Origin of the sequence: Rhizobacter sp. AJA081-3, from assembly GCF_017795745.1 — a bacterium.
Classification (GTDB): Bacteria; Pseudomonadota; Gammaproteobacteria; order Burkholderiales; family Burkholderiaceae_C; genus Piscinibacter.
Map to the genome: position 1 here is coordinate 4,087,167 of NZ_CP059067.1, position 17,973 is coordinate 4,105,139.

At 70.2% G+C, this 17,973-nt stretch carries 18 protein-coding genes; 10 read left to right on the forward strand and 8 right to left on the reverse strand.

The features are described 5' to 3' along the window. Window positions 1-81 precede the first annotated feature (81 nt). Window positions 82-1,047 carry a LysR substrate-binding domain-containing protein gene (locus HZ992_RS19290; protein ID WP_209383439.1) on the forward strand — a complete coding sequence of 322 codons (966 nt, stop codon included), beginning with the start codon at window positions 82-84 and terminating at the stop codon, window positions 1,045-1,047. Here the strand turns inward: HZ992_RS19290 and HZ992_RS19295 are convergent. After that, complete coding sequence (locus tag HZ992_RS19295) at window positions 1,040-1,576, reverse strand: 5-formyltetrahydrofolate cyclo-ligase (protein WP_209383440.1); 537 nt, start codon at window positions 1,574-1,576, stop codon at window positions 1,040-1,042. The genes HZ992_RS19290 and HZ992_RS19295 overlap by 8 nt on opposite strands. A 113-nt stretch (window positions 1,577-1,689) precedes the next feature. Here HZ992_RS19295 and HZ992_RS19300 point away from each other — a divergent pair, with 113 nt between their 5' ends. The 4 genes from HZ992_RS19300 to HZ992_RS19315 all read left to right on the forward strand — a co-directional run bounded on the left by HZ992_RS19300 (window position 1,690) and on the right by HZ992_RS19315 (window position 6,748). Continuing rightward, on the forward strand, window positions 1,690-3,678 hold the full coding sequence (locus HZ992_RS19300; protein ID WP_209383441.1) for a lytic transglycosylase domain-containing protein: 1,989 nt from the start codon (window positions 1,690-1,692) through the stop codon (window positions 3,676-3,678). Window positions 3,679-3,739: 61 nt separating this feature from the next. Next, window positions 3,740-4,696, forward strand: a complete 957-nt coding sequence (locus HZ992_RS19305; protein ID WP_209387236.1) for a complex I NDUFA9 subunit family protein — start codon at window positions 3,740-3,742, stop codon at window positions 4,694-4,696. A 98-nt stretch (window positions 4,697-4,794) separates the two neighbouring features. Beyond that, the gene (locus HZ992_RS19310) at window positions 4,795-5,475 is read left to right on the forward strand and encodes a glutathione S-transferase family protein (protein WP_209383442.1); all 681 of its coding nucleotides are present in this window, start codon (window positions 4,795-4,797) and stop codon (window positions 5,473-5,475) included. 43 nt (window positions 5,476-5,518) lie between these two features. Continuing rightward, complete coding sequence (locus HZ992_RS19315; RefSeq protein WP_209383443.1) at window positions 5,519-6,748, forward strand: multifunctional CCA addition/repair protein; 1,230 nt, start codon at window positions 5,519-5,521, stop codon at window positions 6,746-6,748. Between the two features lie 7 nt (window positions 6,749-6,755). On the opposite strand, the gene HZ992_RS19320 is transcribed toward HZ992_RS19315, so the two are convergent. Both HZ992_RS19320 and HZ992_RS19325 read right to left on the reverse strand, forming a co-directional pair. Continuing rightward, window positions 6,756-6,947, reverse strand: a complete 192-nt coding sequence (locus tag HZ992_RS19320; RefSeq protein WP_209383444.1) for a DUF2905 domain-containing protein — start codon at window positions 6,945-6,947, stop codon at window positions 6,756-6,758. Window positions 6,948-6,955: 8 nt separating this feature from the next. Continuing rightward, window positions 6,956-8,053, reverse strand: a complete 1,098-nt coding sequence (locus tag HZ992_RS19325; protein WP_209383445.1) for a class I SAM-dependent methyltransferase — start codon at window positions 8,051-8,053, stop codon at window positions 6,956-6,958. Window positions 8,054-8,072: 19 nt separating this feature from the next. Here HZ992_RS19325 and HZ992_RS19330 point away from each other — a divergent pair, with 19 nt between their 5' ends. From HZ992_RS19330 to HZ992_RS19345, 4 genes are read left to right on the forward strand one after another with little or no spacing between them, the layout of a single operon-like run. Continuing rightward, complete coding sequence (locus HZ992_RS19330; protein WP_209383446.1) at window positions 8,073-8,849, forward strand: SDR family oxidoreductase; 777 nt, start codon at window positions 8,073-8,075, stop codon at window positions 8,847-8,849. Between the two features lie 4 nt (window positions 8,850-8,853). Next, complete coding sequence (locus HZ992_RS19335; protein ID WP_209383447.1) at window positions 8,854-9,252, forward strand: dihydroneopterin aldolase; 399 nt, start codon at window positions 8,854-8,856, stop codon at window positions 9,250-9,252. Continuing rightward, window positions 9,249-10,157 carry a tRNA 2-thiocytidine(32) synthetase TtcA gene (ttcA, locus tag HZ992_RS19340; RefSeq protein ID WP_209383448.1) on the forward strand — a complete coding sequence of 303 codons (909 nt, stop codon included), beginning with the start codon at window positions 9,249-9,251 and terminating at the stop codon, window positions 10,155-10,157. The genes HZ992_RS19335 and ttcA overlap by 4 nt, the downstream gene beginning before the upstream one ends. Before the next feature lie 27 nt (window positions 10,158-10,184). Further along, on the forward strand, window positions 10,185-10,772 hold the full coding sequence (locus tag HZ992_RS19345; protein ID WP_209383449.1) for a DUF4136 domain-containing protein: 588 nt from the start codon (window positions 10,185-10,187) through the stop codon (window positions 10,770-10,772). Between the two features lie 21 nt (window positions 10,773-10,793). Here the strand turns inward: HZ992_RS19345 and HZ992_RS19350 are convergent, their stop codons facing one another. Beyond that, the gene (locus HZ992_RS19350; RefSeq protein ID WP_209383450.1) at window positions 10,794-11,687 is read right to left on the reverse strand and encodes a DUF6279 family lipoprotein; all 894 of its coding nucleotides are present in this window, start codon (window positions 11,685-11,687) and stop codon (window positions 10,794-10,796) included. On the opposite strand from HZ992_RS19350, the gene glmU reads away from it, so the two are divergent. After that, entirely contained in the window at window positions 11,686-13,074 is a 1,389-nt protein-coding gene (glmU, locus tag HZ992_RS19355) for a bifunctional UDP-N-acetylglucosamine diphosphorylase/glucosamine-1-phosphate N-acetyltransferase GlmU (RefSeq protein WP_209383451.1), read from the forward strand. The two genes, HZ992_RS19350 and glmU, sit on opposite strands and share 2 nt — an antisense overlap. Window positions 13,075-13,493: 419 nt before the next feature. Here the strand turns inward: glmU and HZ992_RS19360 are convergent, their stop codons facing one another. From HZ992_RS19360 to tsaB, 4 genes are read right to left on the reverse strand one after another with little or no spacing between them, the layout of a single operon-like run. Continuing rightward, on the reverse strand, window positions 13,494-15,926 hold the full coding sequence (locus HZ992_RS19360) for a sensor domain-containing protein (RefSeq protein WP_245213121.1): 2,433 nt from the start codon (window positions 15,924-15,926) through the stop codon (window positions 13,494-13,496). After that, window positions 15,923-16,681, reverse strand: a complete 759-nt coding sequence (locus HZ992_RS19365) for a uracil-DNA glycosylase (protein WP_209383452.1) — start codon at window positions 16,679-16,681, stop codon at window positions 15,923-15,925. Before HZ992_RS19365 ends, HZ992_RS19360 begins: the two co-directional genes overlap by 4 nt. Beyond that, the gene (gene rimI, locus HZ992_RS19370) at window positions 16,668-17,162 is read right to left on the reverse strand and encodes a ribosomal protein S18-alanine N-acetyltransferase (RefSeq protein WP_209383453.1); all 495 of its coding nucleotides are present in this window, start codon (window positions 17,160-17,162) and stop codon (window positions 16,668-16,670) included. The genes HZ992_RS19365 and rimI overlap by 14 nt, the downstream gene beginning before the upstream one ends. Next, complete coding sequence (gene tsaB / locus HZ992_RS19375) at window positions 17,159-17,887, reverse strand: tRNA (adenosine(37)-N6)-threonylcarbamoyltransferase complex dimerization subunit type 1 TsaB (RefSeq protein WP_209383454.1); 729 nt, start codon at window positions 17,885-17,887, stop codon at window positions 17,159-17,161. The genes rimI and tsaB overlap by 4 nt, the downstream gene beginning before the upstream one ends. Between the last annotated feature and the right edge of the window lie 86 nt (window positions 17,888-17,973).

Genomic DNA, 17,973 nt, shown 5'->3' on the forward strand with positions numbered 1-17,973 from the left:
CTGGAAGTCACGGTAGGATCTTCGTCCTTGAGCCGAGGAAACTCCAATGACTTCGGCAGACCTCATTGATGCGGATTTGAAATGAATACCGGACGCCGCCGCCCGCTCTCGCTGTCCAACCTGCGCGCTTTCGAGGCGGTGGCGCGCCGGCTGAGCTTCAGCGACGCGGCCGAGGAGCTGTTCGTCACCCAGTCGGCCATCAGCCGGCAGATCAAGAGCCTGGAAGACGAGCTCGGCACACCGCTGTTCGTGCGCGGCACGCGCCACGTCGAGATGACGCAGGACGCGCAGATTCTGCTGCGTACCGTGGAGCCCTGGCTGGCGCGGCTGGACGCCGGCGTGCGGCAGATCCGCGAGAAGCACAGCAGGCAGCGTGTCAGCGTGACCACCTTCGCCTCGTTCGCCTCGCTGTGGCTGCTGCCGCGCATCGAGGCCTTCCAGCGTGCGCACCCGGACATCGACATCCGCGTCTCGGCGCACGACTCGCTGGCCGACCTCGACGACCCGGAACTCGACCTGGCGCTGCGCTACTGCAGCCCGGCGCAGGCGCCGGCCGGCGCGGTGCGCCTGTTCGGCGAGACGCTGACGCCGGCGGTGAGCCGGCAGCTGATGGCGCAGATCCGCGACGGCCAGGCGCCGCCGCTGGCGCGGCCGGCCGACCTGGCCCAGCACACGCTGGCCGAAGAGGACGACAACAAGGCCAGCACCGAGTACCTGAGCTGGCGCCACTGGCTGGCCCAGCAGGGCGAGCCGGCGCTGCAGCCGCGCCGCTGGCTGTACCTGAACTTCACCTACCAGCAGGTGCAGGCGGCGCTGGCCGGCCAGGGCGTGGCGCTGGCGCGGGTGGCGCTGGTCTACGAGGCGCTGGCGCGCGGCGAACTGGTCGAGCCCTTCGGCCTGGCCGGGCGCACCACCAGCCCCTACGCCTACTGGCTGATCGCGCCACCGGCCAGCCGCTTGCGGCCCGAGGTGCGGCAGTTCTGCGAATGGGTGCAGGCGCAGGCCGAACTGACGCGCGCCGCCACCGGCGAGGCCGCGGCTAGCTGACGCCCAGTTCGGTGACGATCACCGTGAGCGGGATGTCGTGCGGCTGCGGCGTGAAGTCGGCCTCGCCGAGCGCGCTGAACGACCACGACACGCCGATCGTCGTGACATGCGGGTGCGCGGCCAGGAAGCGGTCGAAATAACCGCCGCCGTAGCCGAGGCGGTAGTTGCCGGCCGCATGGCCGACGCAGGGAACCAGCACCACGTCGGGCACCACCAAAGGGCCTGCGGCCGAGGCGATGTTGCATTCGTCGGGCACCATCGGCGCCTTGCGGTCCCACTGGCGGTAGTGCATCTCGCGCGGCGTGCGCAGGCAATACGGCAGCGCCCAGGGCAACTTGTCGCAATATGGGTCGGCGCCGAGTGCAACCACTGCGTTAAATTCAGATCGTATGGATGCGTACAGACCCAGGCACTGCGGTTCGAGCTGGGTCACCACGGCGATCAGGTGGCGGCCCAGGGCTTGCTGAGCAAGGTCGAACGACTCGGACAGCGCAAACTGCTGCCGCTGCGCACGCAGTCGGGTGCGCAAGTCGGCGCGGCGGGTGGCGAAATCGGTCAAGACAGAATGGAACGACGTTGTTGAATCAATCGGTACAGGCCAGACCAGTATATGAGCGCTCCCGCGCCCACCCGTGGCAGCGCATGCTGGGTCTGACCCTGCTGGCCCTGGGCGTCACGCTGCCGCATGCGGCCTGCGCCGCTCCGGCCGACAGCGCCATCGTCGAGGCCCGCGAGGCTCTGCGCAAGAAGGACCGCACCCGCCTGGCCGCCGCGCGCAGCGCCGCGATGGGGGCCCAGCACCCGCTGGCGATGTGGGCCGACTACTTCGAGCTTGGCAACCGGCTGGCCGAGGCCCAGCAGGCCGAGCTGAACGCCTTCTACGCGCGCTGGCCGGCCACCTACGTCGAAGACCGGCTGCGCAACGACTGGCTGCTCGAGCTCGGCAAGCGGCGCGACTGGGCCAACTTCGCCGTCGAGTACCCGCGATTCCGCATGAACGACGACCGCGAGGTCAGCTGCTACGCGCTGATGCTCGACCACCAGGCCGGCAAGGACGTGCACGACGAGGCGCTGGCCACCTGGCTCGCCCAGAGGGACCCCGACGATGGCTGCGCGCTGATGGCCGCCACGCTGGTCGACGCGAAGAAGTTCAACAACGCCGACGTGTGGCGCAAGGTGCGCTTCGCGATCGATGCGGGGCGGCCGAAGGCGGCGCGCCAGGCGGCCGTGCTGATCGGCGCCTGGCCGGCCGCCAGCGTGGCCGAGCTCAGCGACAGCCCGCTGCGCTTCCTTGCCAAGAGTGCCTCGGCCTCGACGCGGCCAGGGGCCGAGCTGGCGGCGCTGGCCTTGATGCGGCTGGCCTCCACCGACCCCGATGCCGCCGTGCTGCAGCTCAACGAGCGCTGGGACCGGGCCCTGCCGCCTGACCTGGCTGCCTGGGCCTGGGCCGCAGTGGGCAAGCAGGCCGCGCTGAAGCTGCTGCCCGAGGCGACCGAACATTTCCAGCGCGCCGCGATTCGCGCCAGCCGCGAAGGCGCCGAGCCCGACTGGCCCGACGACACGCTGGCCTGGAAGGTGCGCGCTGCCTTGCGCGCCGACGGCGGTCGCGGCCGCTGGCAGCAGGTGATGCAGGGCATCAACGCGATGAGCGCGGAGCAGCAGCGCGACCCGGCCTGGGTGTACTGGAAGGCCCGTGCGCTGCAGAAGATGTCGGGCAACTCGCAGGATGCCGAGGGCATGCGCGAGCTGTCGCGCGAGCTGCTCGGCAGCATCGCCGGGCGCTTGCACTTCTACGGCAAGCTCGCCGCCGAAGACCTCGGCCAGGGCATCGTGATGCCGGCCAAGCCCGCGCCGCTGACGGCCGAGGAGATCGAGGCGGCGCGCAGCCACCCGGGGCTGGTGCGCGCGCTGCAGCTCATCGCGCTGGGCCTGCGCAACGAAGGCGTGCGCGAATGGAATTTCTCGCTGCGCGGCATGGACGACCGCCAGTTGCTGGCCGCCGCGCAACTCGCCTGCGACCGCGAAGTGTGGGACCGCTGCATCAACACCAGCGACCGCACGCGTGGCGAGATCGACATCGACCAGCGTTTCCCGATGCCCTTCCGCACCGAGGTGCAGGCGCGCGCCAAGGAGATCGGCCTCGACCCCGCCTACGTGTACGGGTTGATCCGCCAGGAGTCGCGCTTCGTGATGGACGCGCGCTCCGGCGTGGGCGCCTCCGGGCTCATGCAGATCATGCCGGCCACCGCCCGCTGGACGGCGCGCAAGATCGGCCTGGATTTCACGCCCGACCTGATCACCGACCGCGACGTCAACCTGCGCCTGGGCACCAGCTACCTCAAGCTGGTGCTCGACGACTTCGACGGCTCGCAGGCGATGGCCGCGGCGGCGTACAACGCCGGCCCGAGCCGGCCGCGGCGCTGGCGCGAAGGGCCGTCGCTGGAAGCGGCGATCTGGGCGGAGAACATTCCGTTCAACGAAACCCGCGATTACGTCAAGAAGGTGCTGAGCAATGCCACCTACTATTCGATCCTGCTCAGCGGGCAGTCACCGTCGTTGAAGACCCGCCTGGGCCGGCCCATCGGGCCGCGCGACGACACGGCACCGCCGCCGGACAAGGAACTTCCCTGAATCGATCGCGAGCGTGCCGGCGAGGCCCGGGCGCCCCGCGTGGAACGAGACTGCATCGATGATCGACGACATCCTGGTACTCGGCGGCACCGGCTTCGTGGGCCGCAGCGTCTGCGAGAAGCTGGTGGAGCGCTCCGGCGGCGCGGGCGGCAGCATCGTGGTGCCCACGCGGCACATCGCCCATGCGCGCGACCTGCAGATGCTGCCCACGCTGCAGCCCGTGCAGGCCGACGTACACGATGACGCCCAGCTCGCGCAACTGGTGGCCGGCCGCGACGCCGTGATCAACCTGGTCGCTGTGCTGCAAGGCGACGAGCGCCGCTTCCGGCATGTGCACGTGGACCTGCCGACCCGGCTGGCGCGCGCCTGCCAGGCCGCCGGCGTGAAGCGGCTGGTGCACGTGAGCGCCCTGGGTGTCGGTGCCAACGCGCCCAGCCTCTACCTGCGCTCCAAGGCCGCCGGCGAGGCCGCGCTGGCCGCGGCCGGGCTCGAGCTCACCGTGCTGCGCCCGTCGGTGATCTTCGGTGCGCACGACAAGTTGCTCAACATGTTCGCCGCGTTGCAAGGCCTCGCGCCCTTCGTGCCGCTGGCCGGCGCCGACTCGCGCTACCAGCCGGTGTGGGTAGAAGACGTCGCCGCGGCCATCGTGCGCTGCCTCGACGACCCGGCCACCATCGGCAAGACCTACGAATGCACCGGGCCCGACGTCTACACGCTGCGCGAACTGGTGCAGGCCGCGGGCCGCTGGGCCGGCCACGAACGGCCGGTGTTCGCCCTGCCCGGCGGCCTGGCCCAGCTGCAGGCCCGGGTGATGGAGCTGCTGCCCGGCGAGCCGCTGATGTCTCGCGACAACCTCGCCTCGATGCGGGTGCCCAACATCGCCACCGGCACGCTGCCCGGGCTGGACGCGCTGGGTATCCGCGCCACGGCGATGTCGGCGATCGCGCCGCTGTACCTCGGCCACGGCCAGGGCCCGGCGCGCATGGACGCCTGGCGGGCGCGCGCGCGGCGCAGCTGAGCGTCATGACCGGCGCGCATCGCACCGATGCGCATTGCTCACCCACGCCGGGCGGCGCCGCGGCTAGCATGGCCGACCTGTTTTCCTGAAGGACCGGCATGCAGCTCTACATCGGCAACAAGAACTACTCCTCGTGGTCCATGCGCCCCTGGGTGCTGCTCACGCAGGCCGGCATTGCGTTCGAGGAAGTGAAGATCCGATTCGATGCCTTCACCCCCGAATCGCAGTTCAAGACCGAGTTGGCACGCCACACGCCGGCCGGGCGGGTGCCGGTGCTGGTGGACGAAGGCTTCGCCGTCTGGGACACGCTGGCCATCGCCGAGTACCTGGCCGAACGTTTCCCCGACAAGCAGCTCTGGCCCATCGACCGCCGTGCGCGCGCCCGTGCACGCAGCGTGTGTGCCGAGATGCACGCCGGCTTCGGCGCGCTGCGCAGCCACTTCCCGATGAACGTCGAGGCGCGCCTGCCGGAGATCGGCGCCAGGGTGCTGGCCGAGCAGGCCGGCGTGCGCGCCGACCTCGCGCGCATCGTGCAGATGTGGGGCGAATTGCTGCGCGAGAACGGCGGGCCGCTCCTGTTCGGCGGCTTCAGCATCGCCGACGCCTACTTCGCGCCGGTGGTGATGCGCCTGGTCAGCTACGGCGTGCCGGTGCCGCCCGAGATCGCCGACTACATGGCCCGAGTGCAGGCCCTGCCCGGCGTGGCGGCCTGGGTGAGGGACGCGCTGGCCGAGCAGGACTTCCTCGATTTCGAGGAACCCTACCGCCAGCACCGCTGAGCGCGGCGCGACGGCGCGCGGGCCGCGCATACACTCCCGCCGCATGAAGGTGTACCTGGTCGGCGGCGCGGTGCGCGACGAGTTGCTCGGCCGCCCCGCGGGCGATCGCGACTGGGTGGTGGTCGGCGCCACGCCCATCGAGATGCTCGACGCCGGCTTCGTGCCGGTGGGTCGCGACTTCCCGGTCTTCCTGCACCCGCAGACCCACGAGGAATATGCGCTGGCGCGCACCGAGCGCAAGACGGCGCCGGGCTACCACGGCTTCGCCTTCCACGCCGCGCCCGAGGTCACGCTGGAAGACGACCTGGCGCGCCGCGACCTCACCATCAACGCCATGGCGCGCGAGGAGGACGGCACGCTGGTCGACCCCTACGGCGGCCAGCGCGACCTCGCCGAGCGCGTGCTGCGCCATGTGTCGCCCGCCTTCGCCGAGGACCCGGTGCGCATCCTGCGGCTGGCGCGCTTCGCGGCGCGCTTCGACAACTTCACCATCGCGCCACAGACCCTGCAGCTGATGCGCGAGATGGTCGGCGCGGGCGAGGTCGATGCGCTGGTGGCGGAACGGGTCTGGCAGGAGCTGTCGCGCGGGTTGATGGAATCGCGCCCGAGCCGCATGTTCGAGGTGCTGCGCGAATGCGGCGCGCTGGCGCGGCTGCTGCCCGAGGTCGACCGCCTGTGGGGCGTGCCGCAGCGGCCCGAGTACCACCCGGAGGTCGACACCGGCGTGCACCTGATGATGGTGCTGGACATGGCGGCGCGGCTGGGCGGCAGTCTGCAAGTGCGTTTCGCCTGCCTCGGCCACGACCTCGGCAAGGGCACGACACCGGCCGACGTGCTGCCGCGCCACATCGGCCACGAGGTTCGCAGCGAGAAGCTGGTGCGCGCGCTGTGCGATCGCTGGAAGGTGCCCACCGAATGCCGCGAGCTGGCCGAAGTGGTGGCGCGCGAGCACGGCAACGTGCACCGCAGCGCGGAGCTGAACGCCGCCGCCGTGCTGCGCCTGCTCGAGCGCTGCGACGCGTTGCGCCGGCCGGAGCGTTTCGACGAGGCGCTTCTCGCATGCGAATGCGACGCGCGCGGCCGCGCCGGCAAGCAAGACGAGCCCTACCCGCAGCGCCAACGCCTGGCTGCCGCGATGCGCGCGGCGCTGGCGGTGGACACCGCGCCAGTGGCCGAGGCCGCCGTGGCGCGCGGACTGTCCGGCCCGGCGATCGGCGAGGCGGTGCGCGAGTCGCGCGTGCGCGCCATCGCCGACGCGCTGGCCGCGATCTGATCGACCGCTAGATCAATGCACCGATCGCCATCGCGATCAGGCTGAGTACGAGGCTGCTGGCGATCGGCAGGTGGTACTCGCGGCCGCGCCAGCGGAAGCTGAAGTCGCCCGGCAGCCGGCCCAGCCCGATGCGGCGCAGCCAGCCGGCCAGGCCCTGGAAGACCAGGAACGCGAGCAGGAACACGATGAGCCAGCGCATGCGGCCTTTCAGAGGGTGTGCGTGCGGTCGCCGCGCGCGAAGCCGATCGGGTCGAACGTGATGCCGCGCGCCAGGCCGATCACCTTGAAGAGCTCGCCCATCTCATGCTCGGTGAGCAGCTTCTGCGCGTTCGCGGTGGCGCGCACGCCGGCGCCCTGCAGCATCTCGAGCAGGCCGCAGTTCATCAGGAAATGCGCCTGGGTGGTGTAGCCGATCACGTCGAGCCCGGCGTCCTGCGCGGCCAGCGCGATGCCGGTGAAGTCGACGTGCGCGGTGATGTCCTTCTCCCCGACGTCGGCCAACGGGTCGGCATCCGCACGGTGGGCGCGGTGGCACATCAGCGTGCCGCCGTGGCGCTGCGGCAGGTAGTACTCGCGCTCGGGAAAGCCGTAGTCGATGAAGAAGGCGGCGCCGCGCTGCAACCGCTCGGCCAGCGTGGCGACGAAGGCACGCGCCTGCGGGTGGATCTCGGTGACGGTGCCGGGCACGAAGGGGCCATCGGCCGGCGGGCGCAATGCGGTCGGGCGGTCGGCCCAGGCGAAGCCGTCACCGTGGGCGGCCACGCCGCGCTCCGACCAGGCCCGGCCGTCGAAATGCAGCAGTTGCACCGGCATCGCGTCGAGCACCTCGTTGCCGATCAGAACGCCGTCGAGCGCCGCCGGCAAGGCATCGATCCACTCCACCTTGCTACCGAACGCCGCCAGCCGCTCGCGCTGCCGCTCGCGCAGCGAACCCGACAGCTCGACGATGGTGTAGCGCTGCACGGCCTCGCCCAGCGCCTCGAGCAGTTGCGTCGCCAGCGCACCGGAGCCCGCGCCGAACTCCCACACCGCGCCACTGCCCGCTGCAGTCAGCGCCTGCGCCACCTGCCGCGCCAGCGCGCGGCCGAACAGCGGAGACAGCTCCGGTGCGGTGACGAAATCGCTGCCTGAGGACGGCAGGGTGCCGAACTTGCGCGAGTCGCGGCTGTAATAGCCCAGGCCCGGCTCGTACAGGGCCATGGCCATGAAACGGTCGAAGGCGATCCAGCCGCCCGCCGCGGCGATGGCCTCGTGAATGCGCCGGCGCAGGGCCGCCGATACACTGTCGCCCTCGTTGTGTTGCATCGCCGCATTGTAGGAAGCCATGCCATCCCGCCCCGTCGTGCTCGTCACCGGCGCCGCCCGTCGCATCGGGCGGGCCATCGCGCTCGAGCTCGCGGCGCATGGCTTCGACATCGCGCTGCACTGCCACGCGGCGTCGGCCGAGTCGGCGGCCACGCTGGCTGAACTGCGCAAGCTCGGTGCACGCGCCGAGACTTTCGCGGCGGACCTCGCCGACGAAGCCGCCACCCGCGCGCTGCTGCCGGCGGTGGCGCAGGCCTTCGGGCGCGTCGATGCGCTCGTGAACAACGCCTCGCGCTTCGCCTACGACGATGCGGCGAGCTTCGGCCATGCCGAGATGCAGGCGCACTGGCGCATCAATACCGCGGCGCCGATCCTGCTGGCACAGGCGCTGCATGCGCACTTGTCGGCGCGCGACGCGCAGGGCTGCGTGGTCAACCTGCTCGACCAGAAGCTCGCCAACCCCAACCCCGACTACCTTTCGTACACGCTGTCGAAGGCGGCGCTGCAGAGCGCCACCGTGATGCTCGCCCAGGCGCTCGCGCCGCGGCTGCGCGTGTGCGGCGTCGCACCGGGCGTGACGATGCTCTCCGGCGACATGAGCGAGGCCGACTTCGCCGCCGCGCACCGCCTCACGCCGCTGCAACGCTCGTCGACGCCGGCCGACATCGCGCAGGCCGTGCGCTACCTGATCGAGGCGACGGCGGTGACCGGCACCACGCTGCTGGTCGATGGCGGCCAGCACCTGATGGCGCAGCCACGCGACGTGGCCTTCCTCGTCCAGCCTTCCGGAACCTGACCCGATGCAAAGCCTGCTGAACCATGCCAGCCTGATCGACTGCCGGCGGCTGTTCCTGCGCGACTACGAGGTCCGCATGAACATCGGCGTGCACGACTTCGAGAAGCGCGGCGAGCAGCGCGTGCTGATCAACGTCGACCTGTACGTGCCGCTGGCGCAGTCGACACCTGCGAACGACACGCTCGACGAGGTGGTCGACTACGACTTCATCCGCCGCAGCATCCGGGAGCGGCTCGAGCGCGGCCACATCCACCTGCAGGAAACCCTGTGCGACGACGTGCTGGCGCTGATGCTGGCCCACCCCAAGGTGCGCGCCGCGCGCGTGTCGACCGAGAAGCCCGATGTCTACCCCGATTGCGATGCGGTCGGCTGCGAAGTGTTTGCCGTGAAGGAAGCCCCATGAGCGCCGTGCTCGACGACCCCAAGGCTGCTGCGAAGCATCTGCACGAGATCAACAAGCTCTCGAAGCGGCTGCACCGGCTGGTGGGCCTGGCCATCACCGACTTCAACATGATCGAGGACGGCGACAAGGTGATGGTCTGCGTCTCCGGCGGCAAGGACAGCTACGCGCTGCTGGACGTGCTGATCAACCTGCGTCGGCGCGCGCCGGTGAAGTTCGACCTGGTCGCCGTCAATCTCGACCAGAAGCAGCCGGGCTTTCCGGAGCACGTGCTGCCCGATTACCTGAAGAGCCTGGACATCCCCTTCCACATCGAGAACCAGGACACCTACTCGATCGTAAAGCGGCTGATTCCCGAAGGCAAGACGATGTGCAGCCTGTGCTCGCGGCTGCGCCGCGGCATCCTCTACCGCGTGGCCGGCGAACTCGGCGCGACCAAGATCGCGCTGGGCCACCACCGCGACGACATGCTGCAGACGCTGTTCATGAACATGTTCTTCGGCAGCCGGCTGAAAGGCATGCCGCCCAAGCTGGTCAGCGACGACGGCAGGAACATCGTCATCCGCCCGCTGGCCTACGTGGCCGAGCCCGATCTGGAGCGCTGGGCGGCGCATCGGCAGTTCCCGATCATCCCGTGCACGCTGTGCGGCAGCCAGGAAAACCTGCAGCGCGTGCAGATGAAGAAGATGCTGCGCGACTGGGAGCGGCTGCAGCCGGGGCGGCTGGACAACATCTTCACCGCGATGGGCAACATCGTGCCGTCGCACATGATGGACAGGAAACTCTATCCCTTCACCACGATCCAAAAAACAGGCGTGGCCGATCCGCAGGGCGACCGTGCCTTCGACGACGACGAGGACTGCGGCCCGCCGGCCGCCAGCCCGATCCGAATCCACCGGGACGACTGAGCCGAGCTTCGGCTGGGGGAGCACGACATGACCAAGATCCTGAGCCTGCTGATCGCCGCCGTGTCGCTGGCCGGCTGCGCCTCGATGAACAGCCTGACCAGCGAGGTGTCGAGCTTCAGCCAGTGGCCGGCCGATCGCAAGCCGGGCAGTTATGCATTCGAGCGGCTGCCGTCGCAGCAGACGCGCCCGCAGCAGCAACAGACGCTGGAAGACAGTGCCCGCCCGGCGCTCGAGGCCGCCGGATTCACGCCTGCCGCCGACGCTGCGAGCAGCGAGTACATCGTGGCACTGGGCGCACGCGTCAACGCCACCGAGCAGTACTACGACGACCCGTTCTGGTGGCGCGGCGGCCTGTACTCGCACCGCTTCAGCCGGCCGTGGCCCTACTATGGCATCGGCTTCGGCATCCCCTCCACCACTTACGAGCGCGAGGTGGCGCTGCTCATCCGCGAGCGCAAGTCCGGCCAGCCGCTGTACGAGACCCGCGCCACCAACGACGGCGGCTCGCCTTCGATCCAGTCGCTGCTGCCGGCGATGTTCGAGGCGGCGATGAAGGATTTCCCGGCCGGCAGCGTCACGCCGCGGCAGGTGACCACCGAGATCACCAGGCCCTGACGGGCACAGCGAGGCCGCGGCTCAATCCGCAGCGGCCGCCAGTGCGCGGAAGTCGCCCTCCCAGCCCTTGAGCTTGGCCACCGCCGCCTGGCGCTGGGCTGGCGTGGTGGCGTTGTGCAAGCTGGCCGCGAAGGCGCAGTTGTATGTCTCCAGCTTCTGCTGGTATTGCCGGTAGGCCTCGCGCGGTGAGCGCGACAGGCGCAGCACATGGGCGCGCAGCGTGGCCAGCGCGGCGTCGCGGTTGGCCGGCTCGGCGCTCAGCTTGCGCAGCATCTGGAGCGTTTCCTTGTGCCGCTGCAGCCGCTCGGCATTCCAGGCTTCGGCGTCGAAAGGCGAGGCTGCCACCAGTCGTGCGACGCGCTCGCGTTGATCTTCGTCCAGCGGGCCGTAGAGGGTCTCGGCCCGCTCGATCGTGCGCTTGACAGAGTCTTTCAGGCGCTGCGCCGGGTCGGCGGCGAGGTAGTCCCGGCGGAACTCCTCGTCGTTGCGCAGGTAACGGGCCTCGATGTGCTTGACCTGCTGCGCATTCAGGGTCGGGATCAACTCGGCCGCCGCGGGCAGCATCTGGTCGACCGCCGATTCGCCGCGCCGGCGCACCTCGTCCCACCAGCGGCAGACCCGATCGGGGGTGGTGTCGGCGAGCACGTCGACCTGGGCGCGCTGCAGCAGGCCGGCGTAGTCGGGCAGCTGGGTGCGCCGGTGCCAGGCGAACCACTGGCCGAGCGTCTCGCGCACCCGCCGCGACTGGGCGTCGTCGAAGTCCGCGTAGCCGTCGAGCCACCAGTAAACCAGCTCGGGCGCCTGGTTGTAGCCAAAACGTACCGCGCTGCAGCCCGTCAACCCCACGGCGAGCAGGAACAGCGCCGCGATAATGCGCAGTCTCGACACCACGTCCCGCAGGGAAGACAACCACATGGCTCTGGACATCGTGATCATGGCCGCGGGCAAGGGAACCCGCATGAAGTCGGCCCGGCCCAAGGTGCTGCACCGGTTGGCCGGGCGCAGTCTACTGCAGCACGTGCTGCAGGCCGCGTCGGGGCTGAATGCCCAGCGCACCGTGGTGATCACCGGCCATGGCGCCGACCAGGTCGAGGCGGCGTTCCAGGCGCCGAACCTGGTCTTCGCCCGCCAGGAGCCGCAGCTGGGCACCGGCCACGCCGTGCAGCAGGCCGTGCCGCAACTGCACGACGAGGGCACCACGCTGATCCTCAACGGCGATGTGCCGCTGATCGAGCCCGAGACCCTGCGCAAGCTGGTGCAGGCCTGCGACGGGAAGTCGCTCGCATTGCTGACCGTGGTGCTGCCCGACCCGAGCGGCTACGGGCGCGTGATCCGCAGCGGCGACCCGGTGGGCGGCACGATCGAGGGCATCGTCGAGCACAAGGACGCCTCGCCGCAGCAGCGCCGCATCCAGGAGATCTACACCGGCGTGATGGCCGCGCCGACCGCACAGCTCAAGCGCTGGCTCGCCGCGCTGAAGAACGACAACGCGCAGCGCGAGTACTACTTGACCGACGTGGTGGCGATGGCAGTGGCCGACCATGTGCACGTGGTGGCCTCGCACGCCACCAGCGAGACCGAGGTGCTGGGCATCAACAGCCCGGCGCAGCTCGCCGACCTGGAGCGGCGTTACCAGCGCCGCCTGGCCGATGCGCTGATGGAAGCCGGCGTGCGCCTGGCCGACCCGGCGCGCATCGACATCCGCGGCGAGCTCACCTGCGGGCAGGATGTCGAGATCGACGTGGGCTGCGTCTTCGAGGGCCGGGTCACGCTCGGCAACAACGTGCGCATCGCTTCGCACTGCGTGATCCGCAACGTGAGCATCGCCGACGACGCGGTGATCCATTCCTTCACGCACATCGACGGCGAGGCACAGGGCGCCAGCGTCGGCAAGGGTTCGCTGGTCGGCCCGTTCGCGCGGCTGCGCCCCGGCGCCGAGCTGGGCGAGGAAGTGCACATCGGCAACTTCGTCGAGGTGAAGAACTCCACGCTCGCCAAGGGTGCCAAGGCCAACCACCTCGCGTACCTCGGCGACGCCACGGTGGGCGAGCGCGTCAACTACGGCGCCGGCAGCATCACCGCCAACTACGACGGCGCCAACAAGCACCGTACCGTGATCGGCGCCGACGTGCACATCGGCAGCAACAGCGTGCTGGTGGCACCGATCACCGTGGGTGAAGGCGCGACCATCGGCGCGGGCTCGACAGTGTCGAAGAGCGCGCCGGCCGGCCAGCTCACGGTGGTACGCGCCAAGGCCGTCTCGCTGGCGGGCTGGAAGCGGCCGGTGAAGGCGAAGAAGTAGCGTCGCTGCGGCTCGAACGCATTGGCGTTCCGAAGGTCCGGGAACGCACTTTCCTGCAGCGTCCGTTTGCGGGCCTTGAACGACATTCACTATTGACCGCTTCATTCGGTCCGCCTGCCCCACAACCACTGAGGCCCTGATGACGGCAGGCCACCGCTGATGCCGGCAGGGCGGCGGTGGTGCCCGCGGGCGCAGGCCCCATTCGCGGTCGCCCTGGCGAGGGCATGGCAAATCAGGTGTTGATGCGGCCACGGTTGCGGCATGCAGTGGCCGCCCGCGAGCGTGGGCCGGAGAACGCGGATACCGCCGTCAACCTGCGACCATGCCCGTCGCACGCAAAGCGGACCCACGAAGTCCGCAACGGGCCGCGAGCCGCCAATGGCGCTCGTGTCTTCCTGAGTCCTTGAGCTCGAATCGTGTCAGTTGCGGCGCTCGTCCTCCCGCCGCTGCCGTACCCAGGCCTCGAAGGCAGCAGCCGGCATGGCCGCGCCGATCAGCAGGCCCTGGATCTGCTCGCAGCCCTGCTGCGCGAGGAACTGCCGCTGTGCCTCGGTCTCCACGCCCTCGGCGATGACCGACAGGCCCAGGCTCAGGCCCAGCTGCACGATGGCGCGGCTGATCGCCGCCGAGTCGCGGTTGCCCGGCAGGTCGTGCACGAAGGAGCGGTCGATCTTGATCTTGTCGATCGGCAGTTCCTTCAGATGGCCGAGTGACGAGTAGCCGGTGCCGAAGTCGTCCACCGCGATGCCCAGGCCCAGTGCCTTCAGGCGCAGCAGGCGGTGCTTCACCTCGCCGAGATCGTCCATCAGCATGCGCTCGGTCAGTTCGAGCTCGAGCAGGCTGGCCGCCTGGCGCGCATCGCCGTCTTCGGCCAGCACCTGTGCCACCGCCTCGACGAAGCCGACCGACTGGAACTGAACCGTGGACAGGTTCACCGCCACCGGCGAGATGCCCAGACCCATCGCATGCCAGCGCAGTGCGCAGCGGGCGGCCTCCTTCATCGCCCACTGGCCGATCGGCAGCATCAGGCGCTGGCGTTCGGCCACCGGGATGAACTGGTCGGGCAGCAGCAGGCCGCGCTCGGGGTGGTTCCAGCGCAGCAGGGCCTCGCAGGCGACCAGCCGGTCGTCGCGCAGGCGCACCTGCGGCTGGAAGTAGAGCTCGAACTCGCCGCGATCGAGCGCGTGCGCGAGCTGGCCCTCGAGCACCAGCGCGGCATAGGCGCTGTCGGCCATGCCGCGGTCGAAACACTGGTGGTTGGCACGGCCGCGCGACTTGGCCAGGTACATCGCACTGTCGGCGTTCTTGATCAGCTCGTCGGGCGTGCTCGCGTCGCCGGGGAAGAAGGCCACGCCGATCGAGGGCGTCACCGAGATCGGCCGGCCCTCGGCATTGACCGGCACCTCGATCGCAGCCAGCAGCTTGCGCGCCACCTCGTCGACATCGTCGTGCTGCTGGTCCTGCGAAGGCCCGCCGTGCAGCAGCACCATGAACTCGTCGCCACCGAAGCGCGCCACCACGTCGGTGGCGCGCAGGCTGGCCTGGATGCGCGCCGACACCGTGCGCAGCAGCGTGTCGCCCACCAGATGGCCGAGCGAGTCGTTGACGCGCTTGAAGTGGTCGAGGTCGATGAACAGCAGCGCCAGCCGCGTTCCCTCCGATTCGGCGGCGGCCATGTGGTGCTGCAGCTGCTCCATGAACGACATGCGGTTGGGCAGGCCGGTCAGCGCGTCGTGGTGGGCGAGGTGGTGGATGCGTGCCTGTGCCGCCTGGCGGTCGCGGATGTCGCGCACGATGGTCATGCGCATGCGTTCGCCGCCGCGCAGCATCGTGCGCACGATGAACTCCACCGCGATGCGCCGGCCCGCCTTGTCGATCACCGCACTCTCGTAGGCGGTCTCCTGCCCGGCGGCCATCACCGTGGCCACGCGCGCCACATGCTCGGGGGCGACGAAGTCCAGCGTCGGGCGGCCCAGCAACTCGGGCAACGTGTAGCCGATCAGCGCGCACAGCGGCGGGTTGGCGTCGGTGATGAAGCCGTCCTTGTGGAACACGATGCCTTCGGCGCTAGCCTGCATGAACTTGGCCAGCCGCTCCTCGGACTCGCGCACCGCGCGCTCTGCCAGGCGGTGCTTGGTGATGTCGGAGATGAGCACGAAGGCGCCGATGGTCTGGCCCTGCTCGCCGACGTGCGGCAGCAGGTGGACCTCGATGAAGCGTGTGCTGCCGTCGGGCTGCGGCAGCTGCCGCTCGTACGAGGCGGCCTGCTGATGCAGGATCATCAGCTCGACCATGGGCTGGATCTGCTCGGAAGCCACCTTGCCGATCACGTCTGCGAAGGTCTTGCCGACGATGGCGTTCTCGTCGGTGCCGAAGGTGCGCGCATAGGCCTTGTTGGCGAACTGGCACTGGAAATCGCTGGCGCGGTAGTAGGCGATCAGCACCGGCACGTTGTCGGCGAGCAGCCGGAACAGGCTGGCCTGCGCGCGTGCCTCGCTCTCGGCCCGCCTGCCTGCGCTGGCGTCGTGCAGCAGGCACAGACACTGCCGGGTGTCGGCGCGCCAGCGGCCCGACCACTCGACCCAGGCCGTCTCGCCACCGGCGCCGGCCCAGGGCAGCAAGACGGCGAAGTCCTGCCGACCCGCGAGACGCTCGATCAGTTGACGACGGCTGTCTGCGTCGAGCAGTTCCTGCCACGAGCGGCCGAGCAGCCGCGCAGGCTCGCGCCGCGCAAAGGCCGCCAGCGCCGTGTTGACGTGCAGCGCGTCGCCGGCCGCATCGAGCAGAACGACCATGCCCGGCAGCGCATCCCAGGCCGCACGGTCGACCGCGGCGAGCCGGCGTGCGCTCATGGCGCGTCGACCGCCTTGAGCGTCTGCAGGGCCAGGCACAGGTCGTCCCAGGCCCGCGACTTGTCCTCGAGGTTGCGCAGCAGGTAGGCCGGGTGGTAGGTGACAATGAGGGGCACGCCCTGGTAGCGGTGCACGCGGCCGCGCAGGCGGCCGATCGGCTCATTGCTGCGCAGCAGGCTCTGCACGGCGAAGCGCCCCATCGCGAGGATGATCTTCGGCTTCACCAGCTCGACCTGCCGGATCAGGAAGGGCTCGCATTGCGCCAGCTCTTCGGGCTCCGGATTGCGGTTGCCCGGCGGCCGGCACTTGATGGTGTTGGCAATGTAGACCTGCTGCGCCGGTTCAGCCTGCGCGCGCGTCAGGCCGATGGCACGCAACATGTTGTCGAGCAGTTGCCCGGACTTGCCGACGAAGGGCTCGCCCTGCCGGTCTTCCTGCTCGCCCGGCGCCTCGCCGACGACCATCCAGTGTGCGTGGGGGTGGCCCACGCCGAACACCGTCTGTCGGCGCCCCTGGCAGAGCTTGCAGGCGCTGCAGTTCACCACCGCCTCGCGCAACGCCGGCCAGTCCATGGCTTCGACGCCGACGGGTCGGCCGCCGCCAGGTCGTGGCACGGCCACCGCCGCGCCGTCCCCCCGCACGGCGGGAGGGTGCGGGGCGTCCACTGGCGCCGGCAGCGTCTGCGTCTCTGGAGGCGCCCAGAGACGGACCCCCATCTCGTCGAGCATCGCGCGCTGGCGTTCAGTCCAGCCCATCGGCGCCTCCCGGAATGGCCAGGCTCATCACCGCCGCGTCTTCGCGCCGGCCTTGCGGCGCGGGGTAGTAACCCCTGCGCACGCCGACATGGACGAATCCACGGCGCAGGTAGATGGCGCGGGCGCGCGCGTTGGTCTCGCGCACCTCGAGCCACAATTGCACGGCGCCGCGGGCCAGGCACAAGTCGACGAGCGCATCGAGCATGTACAGCGCGTGACCGCGATGCTGAGCCTGCGGCGCCACGGTGATGTTGAGCAGATGCATCTCGTCGACGCCGGCCATGGCGACGAAGTAGCCGAGGATGCGGCCCTCGCCGTCGTAGAGCACGCTGGCGGCGTAGCCCGAAGCGATCGAGTCGACGAAGTTCCCGCGGCTCCACGGGAAGGCATAGGCCTCGGTTTCGATGGCCATCACCGCGTCGAGCTGCAGCGGCGTCATCGGCAGCAGCAGGCGCTGCAGAGCTTGCGGCTGGGCGCTCATGGGGCGGTGGTCGCGGCGAGGCTCTCAGCGCGTGCCGCAGCGCGCTCGGCCGTGGTCTGCGCGACCTTGTCGCGCAGGTAGACCGGCAAGGCCAGCGCGGCATCGACCGCAGCGCCTTCGCGCCAGGCGGCTTCGGCCAGGCGCGCCAGCGCAGCGGCACGTGATCGCGTGGCCGGGCGCAGGCGGGCAGTGCCAGTGTGAAGGCGCTCGCCGAAGGCCGCGAGGGCGCTGCCGGCGATGAAGCTGGGCGGCACCTCCGACCAGCACGCATGGAGTTCTTCGAGGCGACACAGCATCGGTGCGTGGGCGACATGCCAGCGCTCGCCCTCGCGGCGGTAGTGCGCTGCATAGACCTCGTCCATGCGCGCGTCCATCGCCACCCAGCAGTCGGCGGCGGCCGATCCGAGCTCGTCGAGCGCGTCCTGCGCGACCAGCAGCAGGCTGTCCAGCGCCAGCACCGGCTTGCCCGCGCCCAGCGCCAGCCCTTGCGCCACCGAACACGCGCTGCGCAAGCCGGTGAAGGCCCCCGGGCCGCAGCCGAAGCCGATGGCATCGACCTCGCGCAGCGTGCAGCCGGCGCGCTGCAGCAGCGACAGCACTTCCGGCAGCAGCCTGGCCGAAGCCTGCGCACCACCCTCGCCCTCGAACACGACGGTGTCGGTGCCGCGGCTCAGCGAGATGCACATCCGCTCGGTGGAACTGTCGATGGACAGCAGGCAAGTCATGCCATCGAGTTTAGGCCAAGGCCCGGCGGCACCCGGGTGTGCATGCGATCATCGCGGCATGCCTTTTCAAGCGTTTCTGCGTTCCC

What these genes read in the sequence shown, in the direction of transcription:
- ttcA (WP_209383448.1), top strand. Translation starts at nt 9,249, where the DNA reads ATGAGCGCCGTGCTCGACGACCCCAAGGCTGCTGCGAAGCATCTGCAC.
- HZ992_RS19310 (WP_209383442.1), top strand. Translation starts at nt 4,795, where the DNA reads ATGCAGCTCTACATCGGCAACAAGAACTACTCCTCGTGGTCCATGCGC.
- HZ992_RS19350 (WP_209383450.1), bottom strand. Translation starts at nt 11,687, where the DNA reads ATGTGGTTGTCTTCCCTGCGGGACGTGGTGTCGAGACTGCGCATTATC.
- HZ992_RS19335 (WP_209383447.1), top strand. Translation starts at nt 8,854, where the DNA reads ATGCAAAGCCTGCTGAACCATGCCAGCCTGATCGACTGCCGGCGGCTG.
- HZ992_RS19315 (WP_209383443.1), top strand. Translation starts at nt 5,519, where the DNA reads ATGAAGGTGTACCTGGTCGGCGGCGCGGTGCGCGACGAGTTGCTCGGC.
- HZ992_RS19365 (WP_209383452.1), bottom strand. Translation starts at nt 16,681, where the DNA reads ATGGGCTGGACTGAACGCCAGCGCGCGATGCTCGACGAGATGGGGGTC.
- HZ992_RS19290 (WP_209383439.1), top strand. Translation starts at nt 82, where the DNA reads ATGAATACCGGACGCCGCCGCCCGCTCTCGCTGTCCAACCTGCGCGCT.
- glmU (WP_209383451.1), top strand. Translation starts at nt 11,686, where the DNA reads ATGGCTCTGGACATCGTGATCATGGCCGCGGGCAAGGGAACCCGCATG.
- HZ992_RS19360 (WP_245213121.1), bottom strand. Translation starts at nt 15,926, where the DNA reads ATGAGCGCACGCCGGCTCGCCGCGGTCGACCGTGCGGCCTGGGATGCG.
- tsaB (WP_209383454.1), bottom strand. Translation starts at nt 17,887, where the DNA reads ATGACTTGCCTGCTGTCCATCGACAGTTCCACCGAGCGGATGTGCATC.
- rimI (WP_209383453.1), bottom strand. Translation starts at nt 17,162, where the DNA reads ATGAGCGCCCAGCCGCAAGCTCTGCAGCGCCTGCTGCTGCCGATGACG.
- HZ992_RS19325 (WP_209383445.1), bottom strand. Translation starts at nt 8,053, where the DNA reads ATGCAACACAACGAGGGCGACAGTGTATCGGCGGCCCTGCGCCGGCGC.
- HZ992_RS19300 (WP_209383441.1), top strand. Translation starts at nt 1,690, where the DNA reads ATGCTGGGTCTGACCCTGCTGGCCCTGGGCGTCACGCTGCCGCATGCG.
- HZ992_RS19320 (WP_209383444.1), bottom strand. Translation starts at nt 6,947, where the DNA reads ATGCGCTGGCTCATCGTGTTCCTGCTCGCGTTCCTGGTCTTCCAGGGC.
- HZ992_RS19330 (WP_209383446.1), top strand. Translation starts at nt 8,073, where the DNA reads ATGCCATCCCGCCCCGTCGTGCTCGTCACCGGCGCCGCCCGTCGCATC.
- HZ992_RS19345 (WP_209383449.1), top strand. Translation starts at nt 10,185, where the DNA reads ATGACCAAGATCCTGAGCCTGCTGATCGCCGCCGTGTCGCTGGCCGGC.